At 62.8% G+C, this 21,063-nt stretch carries 20 protein-coding genes; 15 read left to right on the forward strand and 5 right to left on the reverse strand.

Annotated elements, in window-relative coordinates:
- Positions 1–86: 86 nt before the first annotated feature.
- The 3 genes from OYT13_RS10295 to OYT13_RS10305 form a co-directional block, all read right to left on the reverse strand.
- Positions 87–1,211 carry a M14 family metallopeptidase gene (locus OYT13_RS10295; RefSeq protein ID WP_268567668.1) on the reverse strand — a complete coding sequence of 375 codons (1,125 nt, stop codon included), beginning with the start codon at positions 1,209–1,211 and terminating at the stop codon, positions 87–89.
- A gap of 6 nt (positions 1,212–1,217) precedes the next feature.
- Positions 1,218–2,408 carry a M20 aminoacylase family protein gene (locus OYT13_RS10300; protein WP_017232068.1) on the reverse strand — a complete coding sequence of 397 codons (1,191 nt, stop codon included), beginning with the start codon at positions 2,406–2,408 and terminating at the stop codon, positions 1,218–1,220.
- A 156-nt stretch (positions 2,409–2,564) separates the two neighbouring features.
- Positions 2,565–3,890, reverse strand: a complete 1,326-nt coding sequence (locus OYT13_RS10305) for an MFS transporter (protein ID WP_017232069.1) — start codon at positions 3,888–3,890, stop codon at positions 2,565–2,567.
- 187 nt (positions 3,891–4,077) lie between these two features.
- On the opposite strand from OYT13_RS10305, the gene OYT13_RS10310 reads away from it, so the two are divergent.
- Positions 4,078–4,932 carry a LysR family transcriptional regulator gene (locus tag OYT13_RS10310; RefSeq protein WP_261938677.1) on the forward strand — a complete coding sequence of 285 codons (855 nt, stop codon included), beginning with the start codon at positions 4,078–4,080 and terminating at the stop codon, positions 4,930–4,932.
- 193 nt (positions 4,933–5,125) lie between these two features.
- On the opposite strand, the gene OYT13_RS10315 is transcribed toward OYT13_RS10310, so the two are convergent.
- The gene (locus OYT13_RS10315) at positions 5,126–5,830 is read right to left on the reverse strand and encodes an SDR family oxidoreductase (protein ID WP_026131619.1); all 705 of its coding nucleotides are present in this window, start codon (positions 5,828–5,830) and stop codon (positions 5,126–5,128) included.
- Between the two features lie 254 nt (positions 5,831–6,084).
- Here OYT13_RS10315 and OYT13_RS10320 point away from each other — a divergent pair, with 254 nt between their 5' ends.
- From OYT13_RS10320 to OYT13_RS10385, 14 genes are all read left to right on the forward strand, one after another.
- On the forward strand, positions 6,085–6,699 hold the full coding sequence (locus OYT13_RS10320) for an LON peptidase substrate-binding domain-containing protein (protein WP_026131620.1): 615 nt from the start codon (positions 6,085–6,087) through the stop codon (positions 6,697–6,699).
- Between the two features lie 147 nt (positions 6,700–6,846).
- Positions 6,847–7,716, forward strand: coding sequence for a hypothetical protein (locus tag OYT13_RS10325; protein ID WP_268567669.1), 870 nt, complete (start codon positions 6,847–6,849; stop codon positions 7,714–7,716).
- 2 nt (positions 7,717–7,718) lie between these two features.
- Positions 7,719–8,390: a GntR family transcriptional regulator gene (locus OYT13_RS10330; RefSeq protein WP_268567670.1), complete on the forward strand. Its 672-nt coding sequence runs from the start codon at positions 7,719–7,721 to the stop codon at positions 8,388–8,390.
- Between the two features lie 186 nt (positions 8,391–8,576).
- Positions 8,577–9,380: a 2,5-didehydrogluconate reductase DkgB gene (dkgB, locus tag OYT13_RS10335; RefSeq protein ID WP_150564798.1), complete on the forward strand. Its 804-nt coding sequence runs from the start codon at positions 8,577–8,579 to the stop codon at positions 9,378–9,380.
- Positions 9,381–9,557: 177 nt separating this feature from the next.
- Entirely contained in the window at positions 9,558–10,103 is a 546-nt protein-coding gene (tadA, locus tag OYT13_RS10340; protein WP_261938675.1) for a tRNA adenosine(34) deaminase TadA, read from the forward strand.
- Positions 10,100–11,032 (forward strand): muramoyltetrapeptide carboxypeptidase, encoded by a 933-nt coding sequence (ldcA, locus tag OYT13_RS10345; RefSeq protein ID WP_268567671.1) that lies wholly within the window; start codon positions 10,100–10,102, stop codon positions 11,030–11,032. Before tadA ends, ldcA begins: the two co-directional genes overlap by 4 nt.
- 367 nt (positions 11,033–11,399) lie before the next feature.
- Positions 11,400–12,344 (forward strand): allantoinase PuuE, encoded by a 945-nt coding sequence (gene puuE, locus OYT13_RS10350; protein WP_039829837.1) that lies wholly within the window; start codon positions 11,400–11,402, stop codon positions 12,342–12,344.
- Between the two features lie 146 nt (positions 12,345–12,490).
- The gene (gene uraD / locus OYT13_RS10355; protein WP_026131624.1) at positions 12,491–13,012 is read left to right on the forward strand and encodes a 2-oxo-4-hydroxy-4-carboxy-5-ureidoimidazoline decarboxylase; all 522 of its coding nucleotides are present in this window, start codon (positions 12,491–12,493) and stop codon (positions 13,010–13,012) included.
- A 101-nt stretch (positions 13,013–13,113) separates the two neighbouring features.
- On the forward strand, positions 13,114–14,136 hold the full coding sequence (alc, locus tag OYT13_RS10360) for an allantoicase (RefSeq protein WP_261938232.1): 1,023 nt from the start codon (positions 13,114–13,116) through the stop codon (positions 14,134–14,136).
- A gap of 77 nt (positions 14,137–14,213) precedes the next feature.
- Positions 14,214–14,747: an ureidoglycolate lyase gene (locus OYT13_RS10365; protein WP_150564802.1), complete on the forward strand. Its 534-nt coding sequence runs from the start codon at positions 14,214–14,216 to the stop codon at positions 14,745–14,747.
- Positions 14,748–15,301: 554 nt separating this feature from the next.
- On the forward strand, positions 15,302–16,726 hold the full coding sequence (locus OYT13_RS10370) for a circularly permuted type 2 ATP-grasp protein (RefSeq protein ID WP_268567672.1): 1,425 nt from the start codon (positions 15,302–15,304) through the stop codon (positions 16,724–16,726).
- 45 nt (positions 16,727–16,771) lie between these two features.
- Positions 16,772–17,770, forward strand: a complete 999-nt coding sequence (locus OYT13_RS10375; protein ID WP_017234285.1) for an alpha-E domain-containing protein — start codon at positions 16,772–16,774, stop codon at positions 17,768–17,770.
- A gap of 4 nt (positions 17,771–17,774) precedes the next feature.
- Positions 17,775–18,581 carry a transglutaminase family protein gene (locus tag OYT13_RS10380; RefSeq protein WP_017234286.1) on the forward strand — a complete coding sequence of 269 codons (807 nt, stop codon included), beginning with the start codon at positions 17,775–17,777 and terminating at the stop codon, positions 18,579–18,581.
- A gap of 49 nt (positions 18,582–18,630) precedes the next feature.
- Positions 18,631–19,476 (forward strand): proteasome-type protease, encoded by an 846-nt coding sequence (locus OYT13_RS10385; protein WP_268567673.1) that lies wholly within the window; start codon positions 18,631–18,633, stop codon positions 19,474–19,476.
- Positions 19,477–19,553: 77 nt separating this feature from the next.
- On the opposite strand, the gene OYT13_RS10390 is transcribed toward OYT13_RS10385, so the two are convergent.
- Positions 19,554–20,933 (reverse strand): MATE family efflux transporter, encoded by a 1,380-nt coding sequence (locus tag OYT13_RS10390; RefSeq protein WP_268567674.1) that lies wholly within the window; start codon positions 20,931–20,933, stop codon positions 19,554–19,556.
- Positions 20,934–21,063: the final 130 nt, after the last annotated feature.

The following is a 21,063-nucleotide window of genomic DNA, read 5'->3' on the forward strand; positions in this document are numbered from 1 at the left end:
AAAGAGGCTTAACGTTTCGTATGCTGGAAGATGCCGTTCAGTCAGCGCACTGAACGGCATTTTTACTTCGAGGAGGCTGGTGCATTTCACTGGTTGGCGCTGGCTCGCCTCGGACCGTGGTCGACAGCACCGCGCCCCAACCCCGTTACGGCTTGCAGGATTGCCACACGCGCCTGGCCCAGAATCTGCCCTTGCCAAATCGGGTCCTCGAAGCAGAACGCCGCGCGCACCGCTGCTCGAATCGCCGCCGCCTGCGCCGCCGGCGCGTCCGGATGCTGGCGCAGCCAGGCATCCGCCCGCAGCATGTGCAGCATGTCGATGAGCGGTACCGTGCCATATTCGATGGCCATGGCGGTCACCTGCGCATCCGGACACGCAAACCGCAACGTGTCGAGCAATGGCCCGCCAACGTTGGATGCCACCGTCGTGCCGTCGACCGGGCTGGCCAGATCGGCACCCCACCAGGCACGAGCGCGGCTGAGTTCGGCGGCGTCGACTCGTCCCACGCTGATCTTCTCTCCATGGCCGGGGGGGCCGAGCCCGGTATGAAAGTCGATCCACCCCACCGCTTCGCAAGCCTGCGCATGGTCGTGAATGAGCGCGTCCATCAGTCGGGTGCTTGCCACCGGAGCACGCCCGCCATAGAACAACCCGTCTGCAAATCGATATTGCCCAAGGGTCAGCGCCCGCTGATACGCGGGTTCACCGTGCGCGGCGATATAGTGCGTGATCGCCTCGACATTGTCGTCCGAGGGCGGCCACGTCGGTGGCACCAGCAAGGCGTGCAGATCGGCGTAGGCATCGTTGGCCGGCAGCGGCTGTGTGAAGTCGATGCTGTTGCGGTTCAAGTCCACGTTGTCCTCGTTGGTTCGCGACAGCCACGAGAAGCCGTAAGGATTGATGGCATGCACGACAAGGATCGCCACATCAGCCGCCGCCAGGCGTGCCTGTAGCCCTGCATCGCCCAGCAGTGCGACTTGCGCCGCACTGCCGCTAAAGCCCTCCACGCCATGGGTGCCCGACGTCAGGATCAATAGCCGACGGGTGCGCGGTGCCCCGAGCCGCACAACGTCGGTCGCCAGTTCCTCGCCTTCACGCCCCGCGATGCCGGGAATGAGATGGCTCGTCACGGCGACCCCAGCAGCCCGTGCCGCGGCGGCAAAGCGCGTGCGTGCCTGGGCATAGGTCGCGGAAAAGCATGCGTTGGCCATGATGCGTTACGCGACCAGGAAGGCTTCAGCCAGACGAACCCAATACGTGGCGCCCAGCGTCAGCACATCGTCGTTGAAGTCATAGCTCGTGTTGTGCAGCATGCACGGGCCGAGTCCGTGTCCGTGTGCGCGGTGATCGCCCAGTCCGTTGCCGATATACGCGTAGCACCCCGGACGCTCCTGCAGGAAAAATGAAAAGTCCTCCGCCCCCATGGTCGGGTCGATCGGGTAGACGACGTGGTCGCGCCCGACGATCTCTCGCATGACATCGACGGCGAACTGCGTCTCGGTCGCCGTGTTGACGGTCGGTGGGTAATTGCGCACGAATGTGAATTCCGCCGTACAGCCATAGGCGGCCGCCGTGGATGTGCAGAACTCGCGCATGCGAGTCTCCACCAGATCGAGCACTTCGATCGAGAACGTACGCACGGTGCCGGCCAACGTGGCGGTGTTGGGGATGACGTTGATCGCTTCGCCGGCCTGCATTTGTGTGATGGATAGCACGGCGGCGTCGATCGGACGTTTGTTGCGCGTCATGATGCTCTGCAGACCGGTACCGATCTGCATGGCCGTCAGGACCGGGTCGATGCCATCGTGCGGCATGGCGGCGTGCGCCCCCGTCCCCTTGACGACGATCCGGAACTCATTGCTCGACGCCTGCGTCGCACCCACGCGCGCACCGAAACTACCGGCGGCGAGTCCCGGCCAGTTGTGCAGCGCGAACACCGCGTCGACCGGGAATCGCTCGAACAGGCCGTCCTGAAGCATGGCCTTGGCGCCGCCGCCGCCTTCTTCCGCGGGCTGGAAGATGAACACGATCGTGCCGTCGAACGTGCGATGCGTGGCAAGCTGCTGCGCAGCGCCCAGCAGCATGGCGGTATGACCATCGTGACCGCACGCATGCATCTTGCCGGCATATTGCGAGGCGTGCGCAAAGCTGTTGAGTTCCTGGATGGGCAGGGCATCCATGTCGGCACGCAGACCGATGGTCTTCTTGCCGGTACCGTTGCGCAACACGCCGACGACCCCTGTCTTGCCGAGGCCGCGGGTGACCTCGATACCCCAGGATTCGAGCAGACGCGCAACGATGTCGGACGTTCGCGCTTCCTCATAACGCAGCTCCGGGTGGGCGTGGAGGTCGCGGCGAATGGCCTGCAACTCGGTGGTGCGTTCAGCGATTTCGGGAATGATGGACATGTAAGCGGGTTCTCCATGGAGGCCCCGATGGCGCCGCCGCCGGCGATCGTCAAGAAAGCCGGGGCGCGACATTGGCCATGGGGCGTGTTGTGGGACTGAAGTGAGTTAGACATGCGCGAGACGACGTCCCGCGCATGGGGAGCGATGCGCGAATTGTTACTGCAGCGGCATGCGCGAGCGGTCTTGCAGCATCAGGATCGTGATGAGGCCCACCGCCGCGCCAAACATTCCGTAGTACACGACAGCGAGCTTGTCCCCCGTCCAGCTGATGAGTAGCGTGGCAATGGCGCCGGCGAAGCCGCCGAAGATCATGACCGCGAAGTTATAGCCAATCGCCATCGACGTGGCACGTACCCGCGATGGGAAGAGTTCACAGACGAAGGCGCAATACGAGCCCTGGAACAAGCCCAGCGAGAGCATCAGGCAACACTGCACGAGGATCAGCATCGGCAGTGTCGGCGTGTGACTCACGGCCAGGAACAGCGGATACGTGATGACCAGGCTGATCACGCCGGACGCTACCATTGGCTTCTTGCGGCCGATGACGTCTGAAATCCGGCCCGATGCAAAGGTGCCGACGATGTACGCGACGGCCGCGCACAGCGACGCGATCACGCTGCTCTTGAACGGAATGCCCAGCGACTTCGTGGCGTAACTCGGCATGTAGTAATAAAAGATGTACGTGCCAATGGTGCCGTACACCGTCAGGCCGAAGCCGGCCAGCACCTGTCGCCAGTGCGTGGTCACCGATTCGATGAAAGGCGAGCGCCGGGGCTCGGCATGCTGGGTGGCGTGCTTGAATACCGGGGATTCGTCCAGGCGCGAGCGCACATACAGGCCGACTGGCACGATCAGCAGGCCGATCGCGAAGGGAATGCGCCATCCGAATGCGTCGATCTGCTCCGGGGTCAGGGTTTGGGTGATACCTACCGATACGATGGCCCCGAGCAACATGCTGCAGGCCTGAGCGATCATCTGGAAGCTGCCGTACACGCCGCGTCGTTCGACAGGGGCATGCTCGACCAGGAAGGCGGTGGCGCTGCCCACTTCGCCGCCGGCGGAAAAGCCTTGCAGGAAACGGCCGATCAACATCAGTACCGGTGCGGCCATGCCGATTGACGCATAGGTTGGCGCAAAGGCGATGACCGCGACACCGACCGCCATGACAGAGATGGTCAGCAGCAGGGCTGACTTGCGGCCATGCCTGTCGGCGACGTTACCCAAAACGATGCCGCCCAGCGGCCGCGTGAGGAACCCCACGCCAAACGTCGTCCAGGTGGCGAGCAAGGCGGCGGTCGGGTTATCGCTGGGAAAGAACTGGCGGGCGATGTTCGCCGCGAAAAACGTGAAAACAGTGAAATCGAACCATTCGAGCGCATTGCCGATCGTAGATACCGCAATCACGCCTACGTCGATACGTTTGCCCGATCGTTCCGGGGCTGTCGGGGTAGCGGCGCTGTCGCGCTCAACTGAAACTTCCATGGAGAGGCTCCTGTCTCGAAGTTTGACTGTGGCAAGCCGGATTCACTTGCTCCGACTGATTCTGCTTGTGTAAAAAAAGCAATAAAAGCTAGAATTTGTGATCCGTCATCGCAAATATTTTGATGAATTCGCGGTCGACGGGATCTCGACACGACCTGCGAGGAAACCCGTGAGCAACCTGCGATTCATGCGCACTTTCATAGCGGTGGCGCGGTACGGCTCGTTCGCTTCGGCGGCCGAACGTCTGGCGATGACGCAGTCGGCGGTGAGCATGCAAATGCGCGCGCTGGAAGAGGAGTTCGGTCACGCAATATTCGATCGGGTGGGGCGTTCGATTGCACTCAACGCCATGGGCCGGGCGTTGCTGCCGCACGCGCAGTTGTTGCTGGCGCAATACCAGAACATGCGCATATTGGCGTCCGGCATCGAGTCGCCCGTCGGCCCTGTCGCGATTGGTGCGATCGAGTCTGCGGTGAGCGCGTTGGCGCCCGCCGTGCTGCAGATCAAGCAGGCGCGCCCGGGCCTGGAGGTCTCGATCGTGACCGCGCGCTCGATGGAACTGACGGCCCAGCTCGACGCCGGTGATATTGATTGCGCGGTGCTGGTCGAGCCGCCGGGGCGTCGGCCCGCTGGGGTGCGCTGGACGCCCCTGTATCGCGAGCCTCTGGTGATGCTTGCCCCTTCCGGGATGAAGCAGGCGTTGAGCGCGCGGCTGCTGGCGACGGAACCCTTCCTGCGATTCGACCACACACAACGCACGGGGGCGCTGATCGATCGCGCTTTGCGGCGTCAGCGCATCAAGGTCAATGAATTCCTGGAGTTGAGTTCCATTGAAGGCATTGTGGGACTGGTGCGCCAGGGGCTCGGCGTCACCGTCGTGCCAATGCTGCGCAACGCCACGTGGGCGCAAGAAGACACCCTGCGCGTCGTCGCGCTGCCCGACGTGGCCGAGCAACGTAGCATTGGTCTGCTGGCGCGCGCCCGCGACGACAAGACCGGTATTACGAGCGTCATCGCCCAGCAGGTTCTCGCACAGGCGTGAGTTTGCGGGCGACCACGAGTCGCGTTGTCAAGCAAGCCCCGGACGAAGGGGCATCGATCGGAATGTCGGCCTGATGATCGTGGCCGTGCCTGAACCGATAGGACCCGAGGGGGAGGGCCGCTCCAATCTTGTGCGCGATGGGTGAGGGAGGCGGCCAGACCGAATGGGTCCGGTGAAGGCAGGCGCGCGACGCTCACACCGAGCGCGTCAGTCCGCCATCAACGCGAATGTTCTGGCCGGTGATATACCCACCGCCTTCCGACGCGAGGAACGCCACGGTCGCAGCGATCTCTTCCGCCGTGCCGTAGCGCTGCATCGGCACGCTCTCACGGCGTGTTTCTTGCTGCGGCAGACTGTCGATCCAGCCCGGCAGCACATTGTTCATTCGGACGTTGTCCTTCGCGTACTTGTCCGCAAACAGCTTCGTGAACGATGCCAGACCGGCGCGAAACACCGCGGAAGTCGGAAACATGTCGCTCGGCTCGAACGCCCACGCTGTCGAGATGTTGATGATCGCGCCCGCGCCTTGCTTCTGCATGATCGGTGTCACCAGCCGCGTCGGGCGGATCACGTTCATCAGATAGGTGTCCATGCCGCGATGCCAGTCGTCGTCGGTAATCTCCAGAATCGGCGCTCTCGGACCGTGACCTGCGCTATTGACCAGCACATCGATACGTCCCCAGCGTTCGACGGCCAACTCGACCAGCGTCGCCAGCGCTTCGTTCGATTGATTCGACCCCGTCACGCCCACGCCACCCAGCGCCGTGGCCAGGGCCTCGCCCTTGCCCGACGACGACAGGATGCCGACTTTGAAGCCATCTGCCGCGAGACGCCGCGCCGCGGCAGCGCCCATGCCACTGCCGCCCGCCGTAATCAACGCCACTTTTTCCACTGTCATACCGATAACCTCCAGAGACGCCGGCATGCCCACAACGGCAGCCCGCATTACGATTCGCGTCTGAAAGCGTAACATCTCGGCGCATCCCCGATGACACACCGTCTCGCTAGTTCGATGAGGCGCTGGCCGCGCGCTCGGCCACAGGGGATTGCGACAAACGGTCATCGTGTTGCGTCGCTTGCGAGCGGGTAGGCGCTATGCGCCCTGGCAAGACAATGGCGCATACCGCGAGTGACTTCGTGTCATCATATGGCATGGTCCAGATCCCACTCTTCCCGCTTGGCAACGCCCTGTTTCCTGCTGGGGTGTTGCATCTGCGCATCTTCGAGGTGCGCTATCTCGACATGATCAAGCGATGTCTCGCCGATGGCACCGAATTTGGTGTGGTCGTCCTGCGCAAGGGCAGCGAGGTACGCTTGCCCGACGGCGTCGAGGAGCCCGCCATGATCGGCACGATGGCGCGCATCGACGACTGGCGCGCGACCATGCCGTCGCTGCTCGAGCTCGTGTGCCGTGGCACGACCAAGTTTCGGCTCGCGTCCGTCGAGCAGGGGAAGTACGGGCTTTGGACGGGCGAAGCGCAAATGCTGCCGGACGATGTCAACATCGCCATCCCCGATAACTTGCAGATCAGTGCCGACACACTGGGCAAGCTGATTGCCGGTTTGCAGCGCGACCCGGCACGCGCGGCAAAATTGCCGCTCGCACCGCCGTACCGTCTGGACGAGTGCGGCTGGGTCGCGGATCGATGGGCCGAGTTGTTGCCGCTGCCGCCGCACGAGAAAGAGGCCCTGCTGGGCATCGTCGATCCGGCGGCGCGTCTGTCGCGCATTCAGGCGTTCCTGACCGATCACGGCGTGCTGTCCTGAGCGCCGACCCGGGCAGGGTCCGGGCGTTCGTTTCGTCAAAGCCGGCCAGACAGGCGATAATGCCGCCTGCAACGTCTTTCCATGCCGACGTTCCGCGTCGTGCCGCAGCCAGCGGCGCCGGGGGCGGCGGCATCGTCACAGAAATCCATGACAGTCCAGATCAACGAAGAACTCAAGGCGTACATCGATCCGCTCACGCCTGATGAATATGCGGCGCTCGAACAGAGCCTGCTGGCCGAGGGATGCCGCGACGCCCTTGTACTGTGGGGCGACGTGCTGGTCGACGGCCACAATCGCTACGCGATTTGCCGCAAGCACAACATCGAATTCCGTACGGTGCAGAACCTCTCGTTCAAGTCCATGGACGACGTGCGCCTGTGGATGATTGACAATCACCTGGGCCGGCGCAGCGTGTCCGATTACCAGCGCGGCGTGCTGGCGTTGCGCAAGAAGACCATTCTCGAAGCCCGCACCGGTAGCGACAATCCGGCGCAAGCCGAGGCGCCGCCGGCCGCTTCGGCGAGCGATGCGGCTGAGGCAATGGGGACCAATGCGTCGATCCCCGCGCATACGATGGCGCTCACGCGCGCGGCGTTGGCGCGTGCGGCGCGATTGTCGAGCAATACGCTGGGGCAGATCGAGCAGATCCACACGGCGGCGGCGCCGGAACTGGTGGATGCCGTCAAGCGTGGGGAGGTGTCGATCAACGCGGCCGCGGCCGTCTCGACCTTGCCGCAGGCGGCACAGGTGGCCGCGGTGGTCGCTGGCAAGCAGGAGTTGCGTGAGCTGGCGCGTCAGGTGCGTGAGGCGCGTCCGGTCAAGCCACGCAAGAGGAAGGACGACGAGATCGCTGACGAAGACGACGGCACGCCGCCGTGGGATACCACTGCGGAGCCGACCGACGAACTCACGCGTCTGTCAAAGGAACTCAAAGCCATGACCGCCGAGCGCGATGCGCTCAAGAAGAAGGTAGCGCACCTGACTATTGCGCTGGCGGAGGCGCGAGCGGGCAAGTAAGTATGCGAACACCCAGATCCCAAGCCCTTCATGAGGCCATCCGCGACACGCTGCGAGACGAAATCTTGCGCGGCGTGCTCCCGGGTGGGTATCAACTGCGTCAGGAAGCCCTGGCTGAGCGTTTCAACGCAAGCCGGGTGCCGGTGCGCGAAGCGTTGCGGCAATTGGAAGCGGAGGGGTTGGTTACCCACCCTCTGAACCGTGGCGCGACCGTGACGAGCATGAACCTCGAGCTATTGTGCGAGTTGCTCGACATTCGTGTCGCGCTCGAATGCCATGCCGCGAAGCTTGCCGTGCCCAACATGGCGGAGCGCGACTTCCAGGGGATGGAACAGATCCTGGCGGACTACTCGGCGTCCGAAGCCGTCTCGGAGTGGGCCGAATACAACCGACGTTTCCATCTTGCGCTGTCGGCGCCCGCCAACAACCGCCGTTTGCGGATGCTCGTCGAAGCCTACTGCCTGAACACCGACCGCTACTCGCATCTGGCGATGTCGCAGGCGACCGGCAAAGAGAACCCGCAGCACGATCACTACGAAATTCTCGCGGCATGCCGGCGTCGCGACGTGGGGGCGGTCGTGTCCCTGCTCGAGGCGCATATCCTCGCCACCCGTAACGAAATCAAGGCGATGGCGCGGGAAGACGCCAGCTTCCTCCCGCAGACTGCAGTCTGAGTCGCCACTGTCGATCGCAGCGGTCGACGCCCCGATTCGCGATTATTTGTGAATTCAATGCACGAATCTTGTTCGTCTGTGGGGGCTTCTTGTGCGTGCGCGAATCCGGGACACTGTGCGCTTCCGTCGTGCCGTTCAACGGACGTTGATTTCCTTGGCGCGACGCATCTGACAGGAGTTGCACTCATGAGTCTTCCCGCCTTTGGCCTCGGCACGTTCCGTTTGAAGGGGCAAACCGTCGTCGATACCGTTACCCAGGCGCTCGCGCTGGGATACCGCGCGATCGACACCGCGCAGATCTACGAGAACGAAGCCGACATCGGGCACGCACTGACGGCATCGGGCGTCAAGCGTGACGCGTTGCATCTGACCACCAAGATCTGGGTCGACAACTTTTCCCGTGACAAGTTGATTCCGAGCCTGAAGGACAGTCTCTCGAAGCTCGGCACCGACCGGGTCGATCTCACGCTGATTCACTGGCCGTCGCCGGCCAATGCAGTGCCGATGGCGGAATATCTTGGCGCGTTGCGCGAAGCCCGCGAGCAGGGCTTGACCCGTGCCATCGGCGTGTCCAACTTCACCATTGCGCTGCTGCAGCAGGCCATTGGCATTGTTGGGCCGGGCGAGTTGGCGACCTTGCAGATCGAGCTGAGTCCATACTTGCAGAACCGCAAACTGGCGGAATTTGCGCGTTCGCAGGGCGTTCACGTCACGTCATACATGACGCTGGCGTACGGAAAAGTTTTGAACGATCCGGTGCTCGTGAAAATTGCCGAGGCGCACGAGGCTACCACGGCGCAAGTCGCGCTTGCCTGGGCGATGCAGCAGGGATACGCCGTCATTCCGTCGTCCACCAAGCGCGAGAATCTGGCGAGCAACATGAAGGCGTGCGACCTGAGGCTAAGCAATGACGACATGGCACGGATCGCCACGCTCGATCGCAACGAGCGTCAGGCCAATCCGGCGTCGCTCGCGCCCGCTTGGGACTGAAATACGCGCGAGTCGGGGGATTGCGGGTGCGGCGGGGGCTTGCGGAGCGCGCGCCCGATGTGTGACGGTGGCGGGGCGTGTGCGAGAATAGCGCATTGCCGATAGCGGCCAATTGCGCTGTGCGTAGCGCGTCCGAAATGGGGCGGGCGACGTGCGGCGGCTTTTCGTCAACGTTTCATGAATCGAGATTTACCCGCCACCGACGAGACCTACATGGGCCTGGCGCTGCAGCAGGCCCGTGCCGCGATGGTGCAGGGAGAGGTGCCGGTGGGTGCCGTCGTCGTTTGCGACGGACAGGTGATTGCCGTTGGGCACAACTGTCCAGTCGGCGGCCACGACCCGTCGGCTCATGCCGAAATGCAGGCGCTGCGCGCGGCGGCACAGGCGTTGGGCAACTATCGTCTGCCGGAATGCGAACTGTATGTGACGCTCGAGCCGTGCGTCATGTGTGCGGGTGCGATCATGCATGCGCGCGTGAAGCGCGTCGTGTATGGGGCAGCGGATCCCAAGACCGGGGCGTGCGGCAGCGTGGTCGACCTGTTCGCGGAACCTCGGCTCAATCATCATGCCGAAGTGCTCGGCGGCGTCATGCGCGACGAGTGCGTCGACATTCTCCAGACCTTCTTCAGTGAACGACGTGCCGCTGCGAAGGCGCGTCGCTCGTCGGCGTCCGCCGAGGCGGTGGGCGAGACCCCAACCCCAACACCGGGATCCCTCAATTGACGCAGACCAGGCTTCTCGAACTGATTGCCCCGTCGGGCTACGCCCCCGACCCCGACGTCGCCTTGCGCGGCATCGAGACATTGGAGCGACTCGGCTACACCGTCAGCAATCGCGAGGCGCTTGCGCGTCGGTACTTGCGCTTTGCGGGAACCGATGCCGAGCGCGTTGCCGAAATCAACCAGCTGGCGGGGCGTGAGCATCCCGTGCCCGAGATCGTGCTCGCGGTGCGTGGCGGATATGGCGCCGTGCATCTGCTCGACCAGCTTGACTACGAAGGCCTGCATCGCCGGTTATCGGGAGCACCGGTCGCCATCATCGGTCATAGCGACTTCACGGCCGTGCAGTTGGCACTGTTGGCGCAGGCCCAGCTCACCACGTTTGCGGGGCCGATGTTGCTGGCGGACTTCGGGGCCGATCCGCTGAGCGATTTCACCCTGACGCAATTCCAATCCGTATTGCGTTCGCCGAGTCACGTGGCCCAGTGGCTGGGGGATGGGGCGAGCGGCGATATCGACGTGTCGGGCACCTTGTGGGGCGGCAACCTGGCGATGGTCTGCAGCCTGATCGGTACCCGGTACCTGCCGCAGATCGAGGGGGGCGTGTTGTTCGTCGAAGATGTCAACGAGCCGCCGTATCGCGTTGAGCGGATGCTGTACCAGTTGCATCAGTCCGGCATTCTGGCGCGTCAACGTGCGTTGGTGCTTGGGGATTTCTCACAGTACCGAGTGACCGAATATGACAACGGATACGACATGCCGGCGATGATCGAAAGCGTGCGTAAAGTGATCGGCATTCCGATCGTGACCGATATGCCGTTTGGTCACTGTCCCGACAAACTGACCTTGCCGGTGGGCGGACAGGCCAGACTGCAGACATCCGGGGCGCAGGTCACGCTGACGCTTACGGGATATCCCTATCTGTACGCGTAATTTCCAAGCGAGCGCCGACTGAGCGTTCGGTAAAGCGGCATAGCGGCAAGCGAAAGCACGCCGGGTCGAAACAACGGCCCGGCGTGCTTTTTTGTTGTTGCGTCGATTGACGTCTATTGGGCGAGGTTGCGTGATTTTTTGCGTTATTTGAGGGTGTTTTTGGTGGATTTGTCGACAACCAAGATCCACGGGCGGGGAGGGTGCCGAATGAGCGCGGGCGAAGGAGCGCGCGTGAACGGGCGGGGCCGTGCGGGGGCGACTATACGTTTAAGCACAGCCTGAATATCCGAATCTGGCTATGTTTCCGCGGGATGGATTTGGCTACACTGCTTCGATCATTTCGCCATTCCCCGAATGCCAGGACACCATGGCCAGCCACATTGCAAGTTCCAGCGACTATCCGCGCGACCTCATCGGTTATGGCCGTCACGTACCGTTTGCCGACTGGCCGGGGCGTGCGCGCATTGCCGTTCAGTTCGTTCTGAATTACGAAGAAGGCGGCGAGAACTGTGTATTGCACGGCGATCGCGCGTCCGAGCAATTCCTGTCCGAGATCATTGGCGCGGCGGCGTACGAAGCGCGTCACATGAGCATGGAGTCTATTTACGAATATGGGTCGCGGGCGGGCGTGTGGCGCATCTTGCGCGAATTCGAGCGCCGCGGGCTTCCGTTGACCGTGTTTGGCGTGGCGATGGCCATGCAGCGTCATCCTGAGGTGACAGCCGCTTTTCAGGAATTGGGGCATGAAATCGCGTGTCACGGGTGGCGCTGGATTCACTACCAGAACATGGACGAGGCGACCGAGCGCGAGCACATGCGCATCGCGATCGACCTCTTCAAGGCAATGACGGGTAGCGCGCCGCTTGGCTGGTACACGGGTCGTGACAGCCCGAATACGCGGCGTCTGGTGGTCGAGCAGGGCGGGTTCGTGTACGACTCCGACAACTATGGCGACGACCTGCCATTCTGGACACAGGTGCGGACCGGCACGGGCGACGTCAAGCCTCACCTTGTCGTGCCTTACACCCTCGATTCCAACGACATGCGCTTCGCGGCACCGCAGGGCTTCAATACGGCGGATCACTTCTTCCATTATCTGCGCGATGCGTTTGACGTCTTGTATGCGGAAGGGGACGAGGCACCGAAGATGTTGTCGGTGGGCATGCATTGCCGCTTGCTGGGTCGCCCAGGGCGATTTGCGGCGTTGCAGCGATTCCTCGATCACATTGAGAAACATGATCGTGTGTGGGTGTGTCGTCGTATCGACGTGGCACGTCACTGGCAGACGCGCCATCCGTACGTGGCGGCGTGAGCGAGCAGATTTGGGTGAGGCGGCTACGTTGGGAACCGGCGTGGTCACTGGTAGAAATTTGAATCCGAAAGGCGTCACTCGGCTGTGCGAAAAGCATGGCGGGGCGCCACCTTTGTTCTCCGGGAGAGCAGTGAATGAACGCCCCGTTGTCTATGACCCAACGTACCGTTGCCGAACTGTCGGCGTTGCCCCGTGCCGAGTTCGTTGCGGCGCTCGACGGCATCTTCGAGCATTCGCCTTGGGTGGCCGAAGCGGCTTGGGACGACCGTCCGTTTGCCACCGTCGAGGCGTTGCAGGACGCCATGTGTCAGGCCGTCATCGATGCTGGCGAAGGCCCTCAGCTCGACCTCATCCGTGCTCACCCCGAATTGGCGGGCAAAGCGGCCGTGCGAGGCGAACTGACGGCCGAGTCCACGCGTGAGCAAGCGGGGGCGGGGCTGGACCAGTGCAGTGCCGATGAATTTGCGCGGCTGACCGAACTCAACGATGCGTACAAAGCCAAGTTCGGGTTCCCTTACATCCTGGCGGTGCGTGGGCATACGCGTGCCAGCATCATCGAAAACTTCGCGGCGCGCGTTGCAAACAGCCGGGCGGACGAGATCGACGAATGCTTGCGACAGATCTTCCGTATCGCCGGATTCCGTCTGCAGGATCTGGTTCGCGACTGAACCGTAAGGAGACTGGGCGGATAGTGTCGGCCCGAGTGGATTCCGTCCGTTGCAACCCGATTCGTCCCGTTTCAGACATTACCCAGCATCAAGGAGTTGGCATGGCCCTCGCCCCGCAAGACCCGAACGCACCGGAATTTGTGCGCCGTTACGTCAACTTGGCTGATCCGCGCCTGGGTGCGCAGGCGTTGGAGGCCAGCGACGAGTTTTTCGCGGCCAAGGAGCGCATGCTCAACCCTGAGCCGGCCGTGTTCATCCCTGGCAAATACGACGACAACGGCAAGTGGATGGATGGTTGGGAGACACGTCGCAAGCGTGTGAACGGCTACGACTGGTGTGTGGTCAAGCTGGCGCGACCGGGCGTGTTGTTTGGCGTTGACCTCGACACCAGCCACTTCACCGGCAACTTTCCGCCGGCCGCGTCGCTCGAGGGTTGCCACAGCCCGGACGGCGCCCCGGGCGAGTCGGCCGAGTGGTTCGAATTGCTGGCGTCGACCAGCTTGCAGGGCAATGCGCACCACTACCATGCGATTACGCAGTCGCGTGCGGTGACCCATGTGCGAGTGAACCTGTACCCCGATGGTGGCCTGGCGCGTTTGCGCGTGTATGGGTTGCCGCAGAGCGATTGGGCGCGACGCTCGCGTGACGAGTTGATCGACCTCATCGCGATGGAGAATGGCGGTTACGTCGTCGCGGCGAACAACCAGCACTTCGGGATGGCGTCGAACCTGTTGATGCCGGGCCGGGGGGTGAACATGGGCGATGGGTGGGAGACGCGTCGACGTCGTGAGCCGGGCAACGACTGGGCGATCATTGCGTTGGCGCAGCCGGGCGAGATTGCGAAGATCGAAGTGGACACGGCGCACTTCAAGGGCAACTTCCCGGATCGTTGTTCCATTCAGGCGGCGTATGTAACGGGCGGCACCGAGCAGTCCTTGATTACGCAGTCGATGTTCTGGCCGGAGCTGTTGCCTGAGCAGAAATTGGCGATGGACAAGCAATTCAGCTTTGAGGAGCAGGTACAGAGGCTGGGGGCGATCACGCACATTCGCTTCAACATCATTCCGGACGGGGGTGTATCGCGTTTGCGGTTGTGGGGCCGGTTGAGCGAAAAGAAAGCGTAAGCGTGAATGAATCCCTCTCGCGGTCGGCGACGTTTGCGAGAGGGGGAAATGAAAAAAGGGAAAAAAAGGAGAGTGACATGGCGGGAGCGGCGTTGAAGATCGAGCGATTGACGCGAGAGGCGTTTGCGCCGTTTGGCGATGTGATTGAGTTGTCGGGGGCGAAGCATTTCGGGATCAATGGCGGGACGACGGAGCGGTTTCACGATTTGGCGACGGTAGATTTGGGGCCGGAGGGCGGCCGCACGTTGGTCAATGTGTTTCGTGGCCAGCCGAGGCAGTTGCCGTATGAGGTGAAGATGTTGGAGCGGCATCCGTTGGGGAGTCAGGCGTTCATACCGTTGAAGACGACGCCGTACCTGGTGGTGGTAGCGCCGGCGGGCGAATTGGACGTGAGTCAGATGAGGGCGTTTGTTTCGGAGGGGTGGCAGGGGGTGAACTATGCGCGTGGCGTGTGGCATCACCCGTTGTTGGCGTTGGATGAGGTGAGTGACTTCGTGGTGGTGGATCGGGGTGGAGAGGGTCACAACTGTGACGAGCAGGATTTGCCGGGCACGTATGTGTTGACGCGAGCGGCGTTGGAGGCGGTGCGCTCAGCGAGAAAGGCGGCATAAGCAAAGTGGTAGCGAACGATAAGTGCAGGACAGCGAAGACGCCGGGGAGAGCCCGGCGTTTTGCATATGGGGGGATGAAAAAGCGAGGGATGGAGGCGAGCGAGAGGAGACGCTAGGAGGCACTAGGAGGCACTAGGAGAAGCAAGAAGGAGGTAGGAGGAGAAGAGGGACTGGAGAGGCGTGGGCGACGACGCGGCCGTCCTGCGGCAGATGCGGAGCACGCGCGGGGCGGGTGCGGCGTCGCGATGGCGATGGAGACGGGCGGTGTCGACGGGACAGGGGCGGTGTGGTGGAGGCGAGGGAAGCGGGCGGTGTCGGTGGGAGGACTGGGGGCGTGGAGGGGGATGGACCGGGGCCCCTTTCTGCAGCGAGTTGGGTTTATGTTTGAGAGGCGGAAAGGGGCCCCGGTCCGTCTAGGGGAGTGGTGTTGAGTTCAAATCACGGATGTGGTGCAAAAAAATGCATGGGGCGCACGAAAATCGTGCGAAAGGGATAAAAAACGGCACGGGCATGGATATTGCAGGATCTCGACACAGCAATTTGCGGAGAAGCAAATGGTCGAGAGCTACAACGAGATGGCGAGCATCACGGGTGCGACGCGTGCGCATTACCGGCGGTTTGACGATTGGCTTAAATGCCAGTCCGAGGATGTCTTGCACCACAAGCGGGCCGAGGCCGACTTGGCGTTCCGGCGAGTGGGGATCACATTTGCTGTGTATGGCAATGAGGCGGGCACAGAGCGCTTGATCCCATTCGATTTGATTCCCAGAATTGTTCCTGCCCAGGAGTGGCAGACCTTGCAGGCGGGTTTGCGCCAGCGCGTGGACGCGTTGAACCGGTTCGTTCATGACGTCTACCATGAGCAGGACATCTTGCGTGCCGGGGTCATTCCGGCGGAGCAGGTATTACAGAACGCGCAGTATCGTCCCGAGATGCAGGGGGTGGACGTACCGGGCGACATTTACGCACATATCGCGGGTGTGGATGTCGTGCGGGCGGGGGCGGGCGACGATGGCGTGTTCTACGTGCTGGAGGACAATCTCAGAGTGCCGTCCGGCGTGTCGTACATGCTGGAAAACCGCAAAATGATGATGCGGTTATTCCCTGAACTGTTCGCGAGAAACCGGATTGCGCCGGTCGAGCATTATCCTGACCTGTTGCTAGACAGTCTGCGCGCCGTGGCGCCGGTGGGGGTCGACGATCCTACCGTCGTCGTCATGACCCCGGGCATCTACAACTCCGCGTACTTCGAGCATGCCTTTCTGGCGCAACAGATGGGTATCGAGTTAGTCGAGGGGCAAGACCTGTTCGTCGAGGACAACCTCGTCTACATGCGAACCACCAATGGTCCGAAGCGCGTCGACGTCATCTATCGCCGAATCGACGACGACTTTCTCGACCCGTTGGCCTTCCGCGCCGACTCCACCTTGGGCGTGCCTGGCTTGCTCAGCGTCTACCGGGCGGGGCGTGTCACCTTGGCCAATGCCATCGGGGCCGGCGTTGCCGACGACAAATCCATCTACCCGTTCGTGCCGGACATGATCGAGTTTTACCTCGGTGAGAAGCCCATTCTCAACAACGTTCCGACCTACCAATGTCGTCGAGCGGACGATCTCGCCTACACCCTCGACAACCTTGGCGAACTCGTCGTCAAAGAAGTGCATGGTGCCGGAGGCTACGGCATGCTCGTGGGCCCGGCGGCCACCCGAGCCGAAATCGAGGCATTCCGCCAACGGCTCATCGCCAAACCCGACGGCTACATCGCCCAACCTACGCTCGCACTGTCCGCGTGCCCCACCTTCGTCGAGGCCGGCATTGCGCCGCGACACATCGACCTGCGTCCCTTCGTGCTCTCCTCCGGCAAAGGCGTCACCATGGTGCCGGGCGGACTCACCCGCGTTGCGCTTACCGAAGGCTCACTCGTCGTCAATTCCTCCCAGGGCGGGGGGACAAAAGACACCTGGGTACTCGAAAAATAAGCCACGTTCGCCGGACACGACAAAAAATCCTATCGGGAAGCCATCATGCTCAGCCGTACCGCCGATCACCTGTTCTGGATGGCTCGCTACATGGAGCGGGCCGAAAACACCGCACGCCTGCTCGACGTCAACTTGCAGAACCTGCTCTTGCCGCAAGATGCCATCGACGACGACGACGATGCCGACGGCGCCCGTGCGCACGCCGGCACCTTCAACGACGAGGCTGGCTGGCGCGCCACCTTGCGCATCTCCGAACTCGAGCCCGCGTTCAATCGCAAACATGGGCGTGCCACGCGTGCCAATGTCCTCGACTTCGTCGTACGTGACCGCGATAACCCGTCGAGCATCGCCTGTTGTCTCGAGGCGGCACGCGAAAACGCGCGCGCCGTGCGGGGCACGCTCACCACCGAACTATGGGAAACCGTCAACAGCACCTGGCTCGAATTTCCGCGCATGCTCGACTTGCTGGAGCGCGACCCGGCCCAACTATTCGAATGGGTCAAAGTGCGCTCGCACCTCTCGCGCGGCGTCAGCTTCGGCACCTTGTTCCAGGATGATGCTTTCTACTTTACTCGGCTTGGCCTATTCCTGGAGCGCGCCGACAACACCGCGCGAATTCTCGACGTCCGCTTCCACGAAGCCGTGCGCACCGACCGCGCAGGCCCCGACGCCTCCCATCCCACCGACTTCTACTACTGGTCCGCCGTGCTGCGCAGCGTGTCCGGCTTCGAGATCTACCGCAAAGTCTACCGAGACGTGATTACCCCAGAGCGCGTCGTCGAACTGCTCATGCTCAACGCGCACATGCCACGCTCCTTGCTCGCCTCGCTCAGCGGCGTATGCGAAAACCTCGCCACCCTGTCCAATGCCCAGTCCGGGGATGTGGAACGCTACGCGGGAAAATTACAAGCCGAACTCAAGTACACCGACATCCAGCAGATCCACCAACAAGGCCTCCACCCCGTCCTGACTGCATTCCTCGAGCGCGTCTCCGTGCTCGGCAACAAGATCAGCCAGACCTTCCTGATCCCGCTCGCCGCCTGATGCCATGCGCCTGACCATCCGTCACGAGACCACCTACCGCTACGACACGCCGGTGCGTTACACCATCCAGCAGCTTCGGCTCACGCCTGCGGCGTCCGAAGTGCAGCGTATCGCGCACTGGCGGCTGAGCGCGCCCGGCAAACTCACGCCCGCGCGCGACGCGTTCGGGAACGACATGCATACCCTGGTACTTCATCAGCCGCACAGCGAAATCCATCTCATGGCCGAAGGCGAGGTCGACACCACACCGCTTATCGATGGACGGCTCGGCGAGACGACCCACGCCGTACCGGTGTTATCCTTCGCGAGCCCGACGCCGCTCACCGCGCGCAACGACGCCATCGACGCGCTTGCCGCCGCCGCCGGCGTGACCACGCCGGGCGAACTGCTGGCGCTCGCGGCCACCCTCTGCGAACAAGTCGACTACGAATCCGGAATCACCGGCGTGACCAGTACCGCCGCACAGGCACTTGCGCTTGGGCGAGGCGTCTGCCAGGATCATGCTCACCTGATGCTCGCCGTTTGCCGTGCGCGTGGCGTGCCGGCGCGATACGTCAGCGGGTATATCGATCCGGGCGACGTGCCGCACGCGGCCAGTCACGCATGGGTCGACGTGTGGCTCGACGGGGCGGGCTGGGTCAGCATCGACGTGACTCATGCCTGCTTCGCCAGCGGCAACTACTGCCGATTGGCCGTCGGACGCGATTATGAGTCTGCCGCGCCCGTCAGAGGCATGCGCAGCGGCGGTGCGACAGAAGCGCTGCACGTATCGGTCACAGTCGATACCGTGCCGCTCGATCAACAACAATAGCTTTCAGCGTGCCTGGGCCGAGGGCCCCGCACGGCAAGACAGGAACGACATGACGTATTGCGTGGCCATGAAGCTCGATGCCGGGCTCGTCTTTCTCTCCGATACCCGGACCAATGCGGGCGTCGATCACGTGAGCACCTTTCGCAAGATGCTCGTGTTCGAGCGCGCGGGCGAGCGCGTGCTCGTCCTGCTCTCGGCGGGTAATCTCGCGCTCACGCAGGCCGTGCGCCAACAACTTGTCGAAGCGCGCGACACCGAAACGCTGTGGAACGCCAAAAGCATGACCGACGTCGCGCGCGTCGTCGGCCAGGCGATTCGAGACGTCCACACACGCGATGCCAAGGCGCTCGAAGCCTTCGGTGTCGACTTCAATTGCAGCTTTCTGCTCGGCGGGCAAATCGCCGGTGCGCCGAGCCGCCTTTATCAACTGTACTCCGCAGGTAACTTTATCGAAGCGTCGTCGGTCAACCCGTACTTCCAGATCGGCGAGTCCAAATACGGCAAGCCCATCATTGATCGGCTCGTCACGCCCGCGACCTCACTCGACGACGGCGCCAAGTGCGCGCTGATTTCCATGGATTCCACGCTTCGCTCCAACGTCTCCGTGGGGCTGCCGCTCGATCTTCTCGTGTATGAAGAAAACAGCCTGCGCGTGACGCGGTTCGCGTCGCTCGACGACGAAAACGTCTACTACAAGATGATCCACGAATCGTGGGGAGCACGCCTGCGCCAAGTGTTCGACGAACTGCCCGAACCGCAGTGGGCTGCCAGCGAAGTTAGCCGGCCCGCAGCGCTGCCGCCACGCGCCGCGCCGCCCGAAGGCGCGCCGGGCGCGGACGACGCGTCCAGCGTGCAGTCACTCGCGCAAACGTTCTCGCTAAAGATGCCGAGCTGAGCCGTCGCGGCATGACCATAAAAAACGGCGTGACCGCGAAGTCACGCCGTTTTGCCGGGTAGCCAGGGGCCAGAGCCTCAGCGCGACGCTGCGCGCGCCAAGAGCGCGTCGCCTCGGTCACTGCGCCAATATAGCCAGACGCTGATGGCAAGCGTCAGCATTTCAGTGATCAACAGCGTGTACCAGATCGCCGCGCCGCCGAACCCAACATTGAGCAGCCAAAGAATGCCCAGCAGTAACACCCAGCTTCGCAGCATGGCAATGGCCGCCGACGGTCCCGGTGACTCCACGGCCGTCAGAAAGCCCGCCACGATCAAATTGCCGGCTGCGGGCAGAAACGCCAGCGCGTACCAAAGCACCGCGTGCTCGAGAATCGACCACGCCTGAACGCCTGCCGGCAAGAACAGGAACGTCAGCGGGCGAGCCAGTGTAGCCATGGCGACCGCCACCAGCACCGAGAACCCCGTCACCGCCATGACGCCGAGCCGGAACGACTCGCGCAACGCGTTCAGATCGCGCGAGCCACGGTAGAAGCTGATCATCGGCTGCATGCTTTGCACGAGCGCGACCATCGTCACCGTGGCACCGAGCGTCATGTATTCCAGAATGGCGTAGGCGGCCAGCCCGGGCTCGCCGAAGTTCCACAGAATGACGCGATTGAACGCGAACACGGTCACCGCCGGGGCGATCGCCCCCAGAAACTCCGAGGCGCCGTTGTACATCACGCGCCAGATATGGACTTCGGTGTCTGCGGAAGCCCGCCATGCAGGCACGACCTTCTTGGCCAGCACGAAGTGATAGGCGAGCATCACGCTGCTGGAGACCATCATCGACAAGCCGGTGGCGAGCGACGCCCCGTACATGCCCATCTCCTTCACCACGATGAACCAATAGTCCAGCGCCACATTGGCGAGCGCGCCAAGAAACATCGCGTACAGTCCGAATCGCGCCGCCGGCGCGCCTTCCACGCGCAGGAACAGCTCCATCGCGTAAAGACCGTTCGCGAAAAGCACGAACCAGCCCCAGCCGGACAGAAAGCCCACCACGTGTTGTGTAATTTCGCCGTGTGCGCCGAGCGCGGCGGCGATTTCGTGACGGAAGGACAGCACCCCGGCGCTCATCGCGATACTGAAGGCGAGCATCACCCAGAGCACCTGCGAGAATGCGCGACGCGCCTGTGCGTCGCGTCCCTCTCCCAACAAGCGGGCAATGAGCGTGGCGCCGCCCACACCGATCATGACACTGAACGCATACGGGACATACAGCAACGGGACGACGAGATTGAGCGCTGCCAACGCCTGTTCGCCGACGTATCGACCGATGAAGATCCCGTCGATCAACGTGTAGACCGTGTATACCCAGCCGGAAAGAATGGTTGGAATCGCGAGCGACGTAAATTGTTTGAGCAGCGGCGTCCTTGTGCCCTGCGTGGATTGATGAAGAGTGGAATGAGACATGGTCCCCCCGATGACATATCGCCGCGTCGTGTCGGGACGCAGCTCACCGTGGCTTGCACATCGAAACTTCGAGATGGGAGATCGATCGGGCACGCGCAAGCGACGGCGCACCCGTCCCGCCCGCAACATC

It is taken from the genome of Pandoraea sp. XJJ-1 (genome assembly GCF_026802345.1).
In the GTDB taxonomy this organism is placed as follows: Bacteria; Pseudomonadota; Gammaproteobacteria; order Burkholderiales; family Burkholderiaceae; genus Pandoraea; species Pandoraea cepalis.

What these genes read in the sequence shown, in the direction of transcription:
- OYT13_RS10295 (WP_268567668.1), bottom strand. Translation starts at nt 1,211, where the DNA reads ATGGCCAACGCATGCTTTTCCGCGACCTATGCCCAGGCACGCACGCGC.
- OYT13_RS10300 (WP_017232068.1), bottom strand. Translation starts at nt 2,408, where the DNA reads ATGTCCATCATTCCCGAAATCGCTGAACGCACCACCGAGTTGCAGGCC.
- OYT13_RS10305 (WP_017232069.1), bottom strand. Translation starts at nt 3,890, where the DNA reads ATGGAAGTTTCAGTTGAGCGCGACAGCGCCGCTACCCCGACAGCCCCG.
- OYT13_RS10310 (WP_261938677.1), top strand. Translation starts at nt 4,078, where the DNA reads ATGCGCACTTTCATAGCGGTGGCGCGGTACGGCTCGTTCGCTTCGGCG.
- OYT13_RS10315 (WP_026131619.1), bottom strand. Translation starts at nt 5,830, where the DNA reads ATGACAGTGGAAAAAGTGGCGTTGATTACGGCGGGCGGCAGTGGCATG.
- OYT13_RS10320 (WP_026131620.1), top strand. Translation starts at nt 6,085, where the DNA reads ATGGTCCAGATCCCACTCTTCCCGCTTGGCAACGCCCTGTTTCCTGCT.
- OYT13_RS10325 (WP_268567669.1), top strand. Translation starts at nt 6,847, where the DNA reads ATGACAGTCCAGATCAACGAAGAACTCAAGGCGTACATCGATCCGCTC.
- OYT13_RS10330 (WP_268567670.1), top strand. Translation starts at nt 7,719, where the DNA reads ATGCGAACACCCAGATCCCAAGCCCTTCATGAGGCCATCCGCGACACG.
- dkgB (WP_150564798.1), top strand. Translation starts at nt 8,577, where the DNA reads ATGAGTCTTCCCGCCTTTGGCCTCGGCACGTTCCGTTTGAAGGGGCAA.
- tadA (WP_261938675.1), top strand. Translation starts at nt 9,558, where the DNA reads ATGAATCGAGATTTACCCGCCACCGACGAGACCTACATGGGCCTGGCG.
- puuE (WP_039829837.1), top strand. Translation starts at nt 11,400, where the DNA reads ATGGCCAGCCACATTGCAAGTTCCAGCGACTATCCGCGCGACCTCATC.
- alc (WP_261938232.1), top strand. Translation starts at nt 13,114, where the DNA reads ATGGCCCTCGCCCCGCAAGACCCGAACGCACCGGAATTTGTGCGCCGT.
- OYT13_RS10365 (WP_150564802.1), top strand. Translation starts at nt 14,214, where the DNA reads ATGGCGGGAGCGGCGTTGAAGATCGAGCGATTGACGCGAGAGGCGTTT.
- OYT13_RS10370 (WP_268567672.1), top strand. Translation starts at nt 15,302, where the DNA reads ATGGTCGAGAGCTACAACGAGATGGCGAGCATCACGGGTGCGACGCGT.
- OYT13_RS10375 (WP_017234285.1), top strand. Translation starts at nt 16,772, where the DNA reads ATGCTCAGCCGTACCGCCGATCACCTGTTCTGGATGGCTCGCTACATG.
- OYT13_RS10380 (WP_017234286.1), top strand. Translation starts at nt 17,775, where the DNA reads ATGCGCCTGACCATCCGTCACGAGACCACCTACCGCTACGACACGCCG.
- OYT13_RS10385 (WP_268567673.1), top strand. Translation starts at nt 18,631, where the DNA reads ATGACGTATTGCGTGGCCATGAAGCTCGATGCCGGGCTCGTCTTTCTC.
- OYT13_RS10390 (WP_268567674.1), bottom strand. Translation starts at nt 20,933, where the DNA reads ATGTCTCATTCCACTCTTCATCAATCCACGCAGGGCACAAGGACGCCG.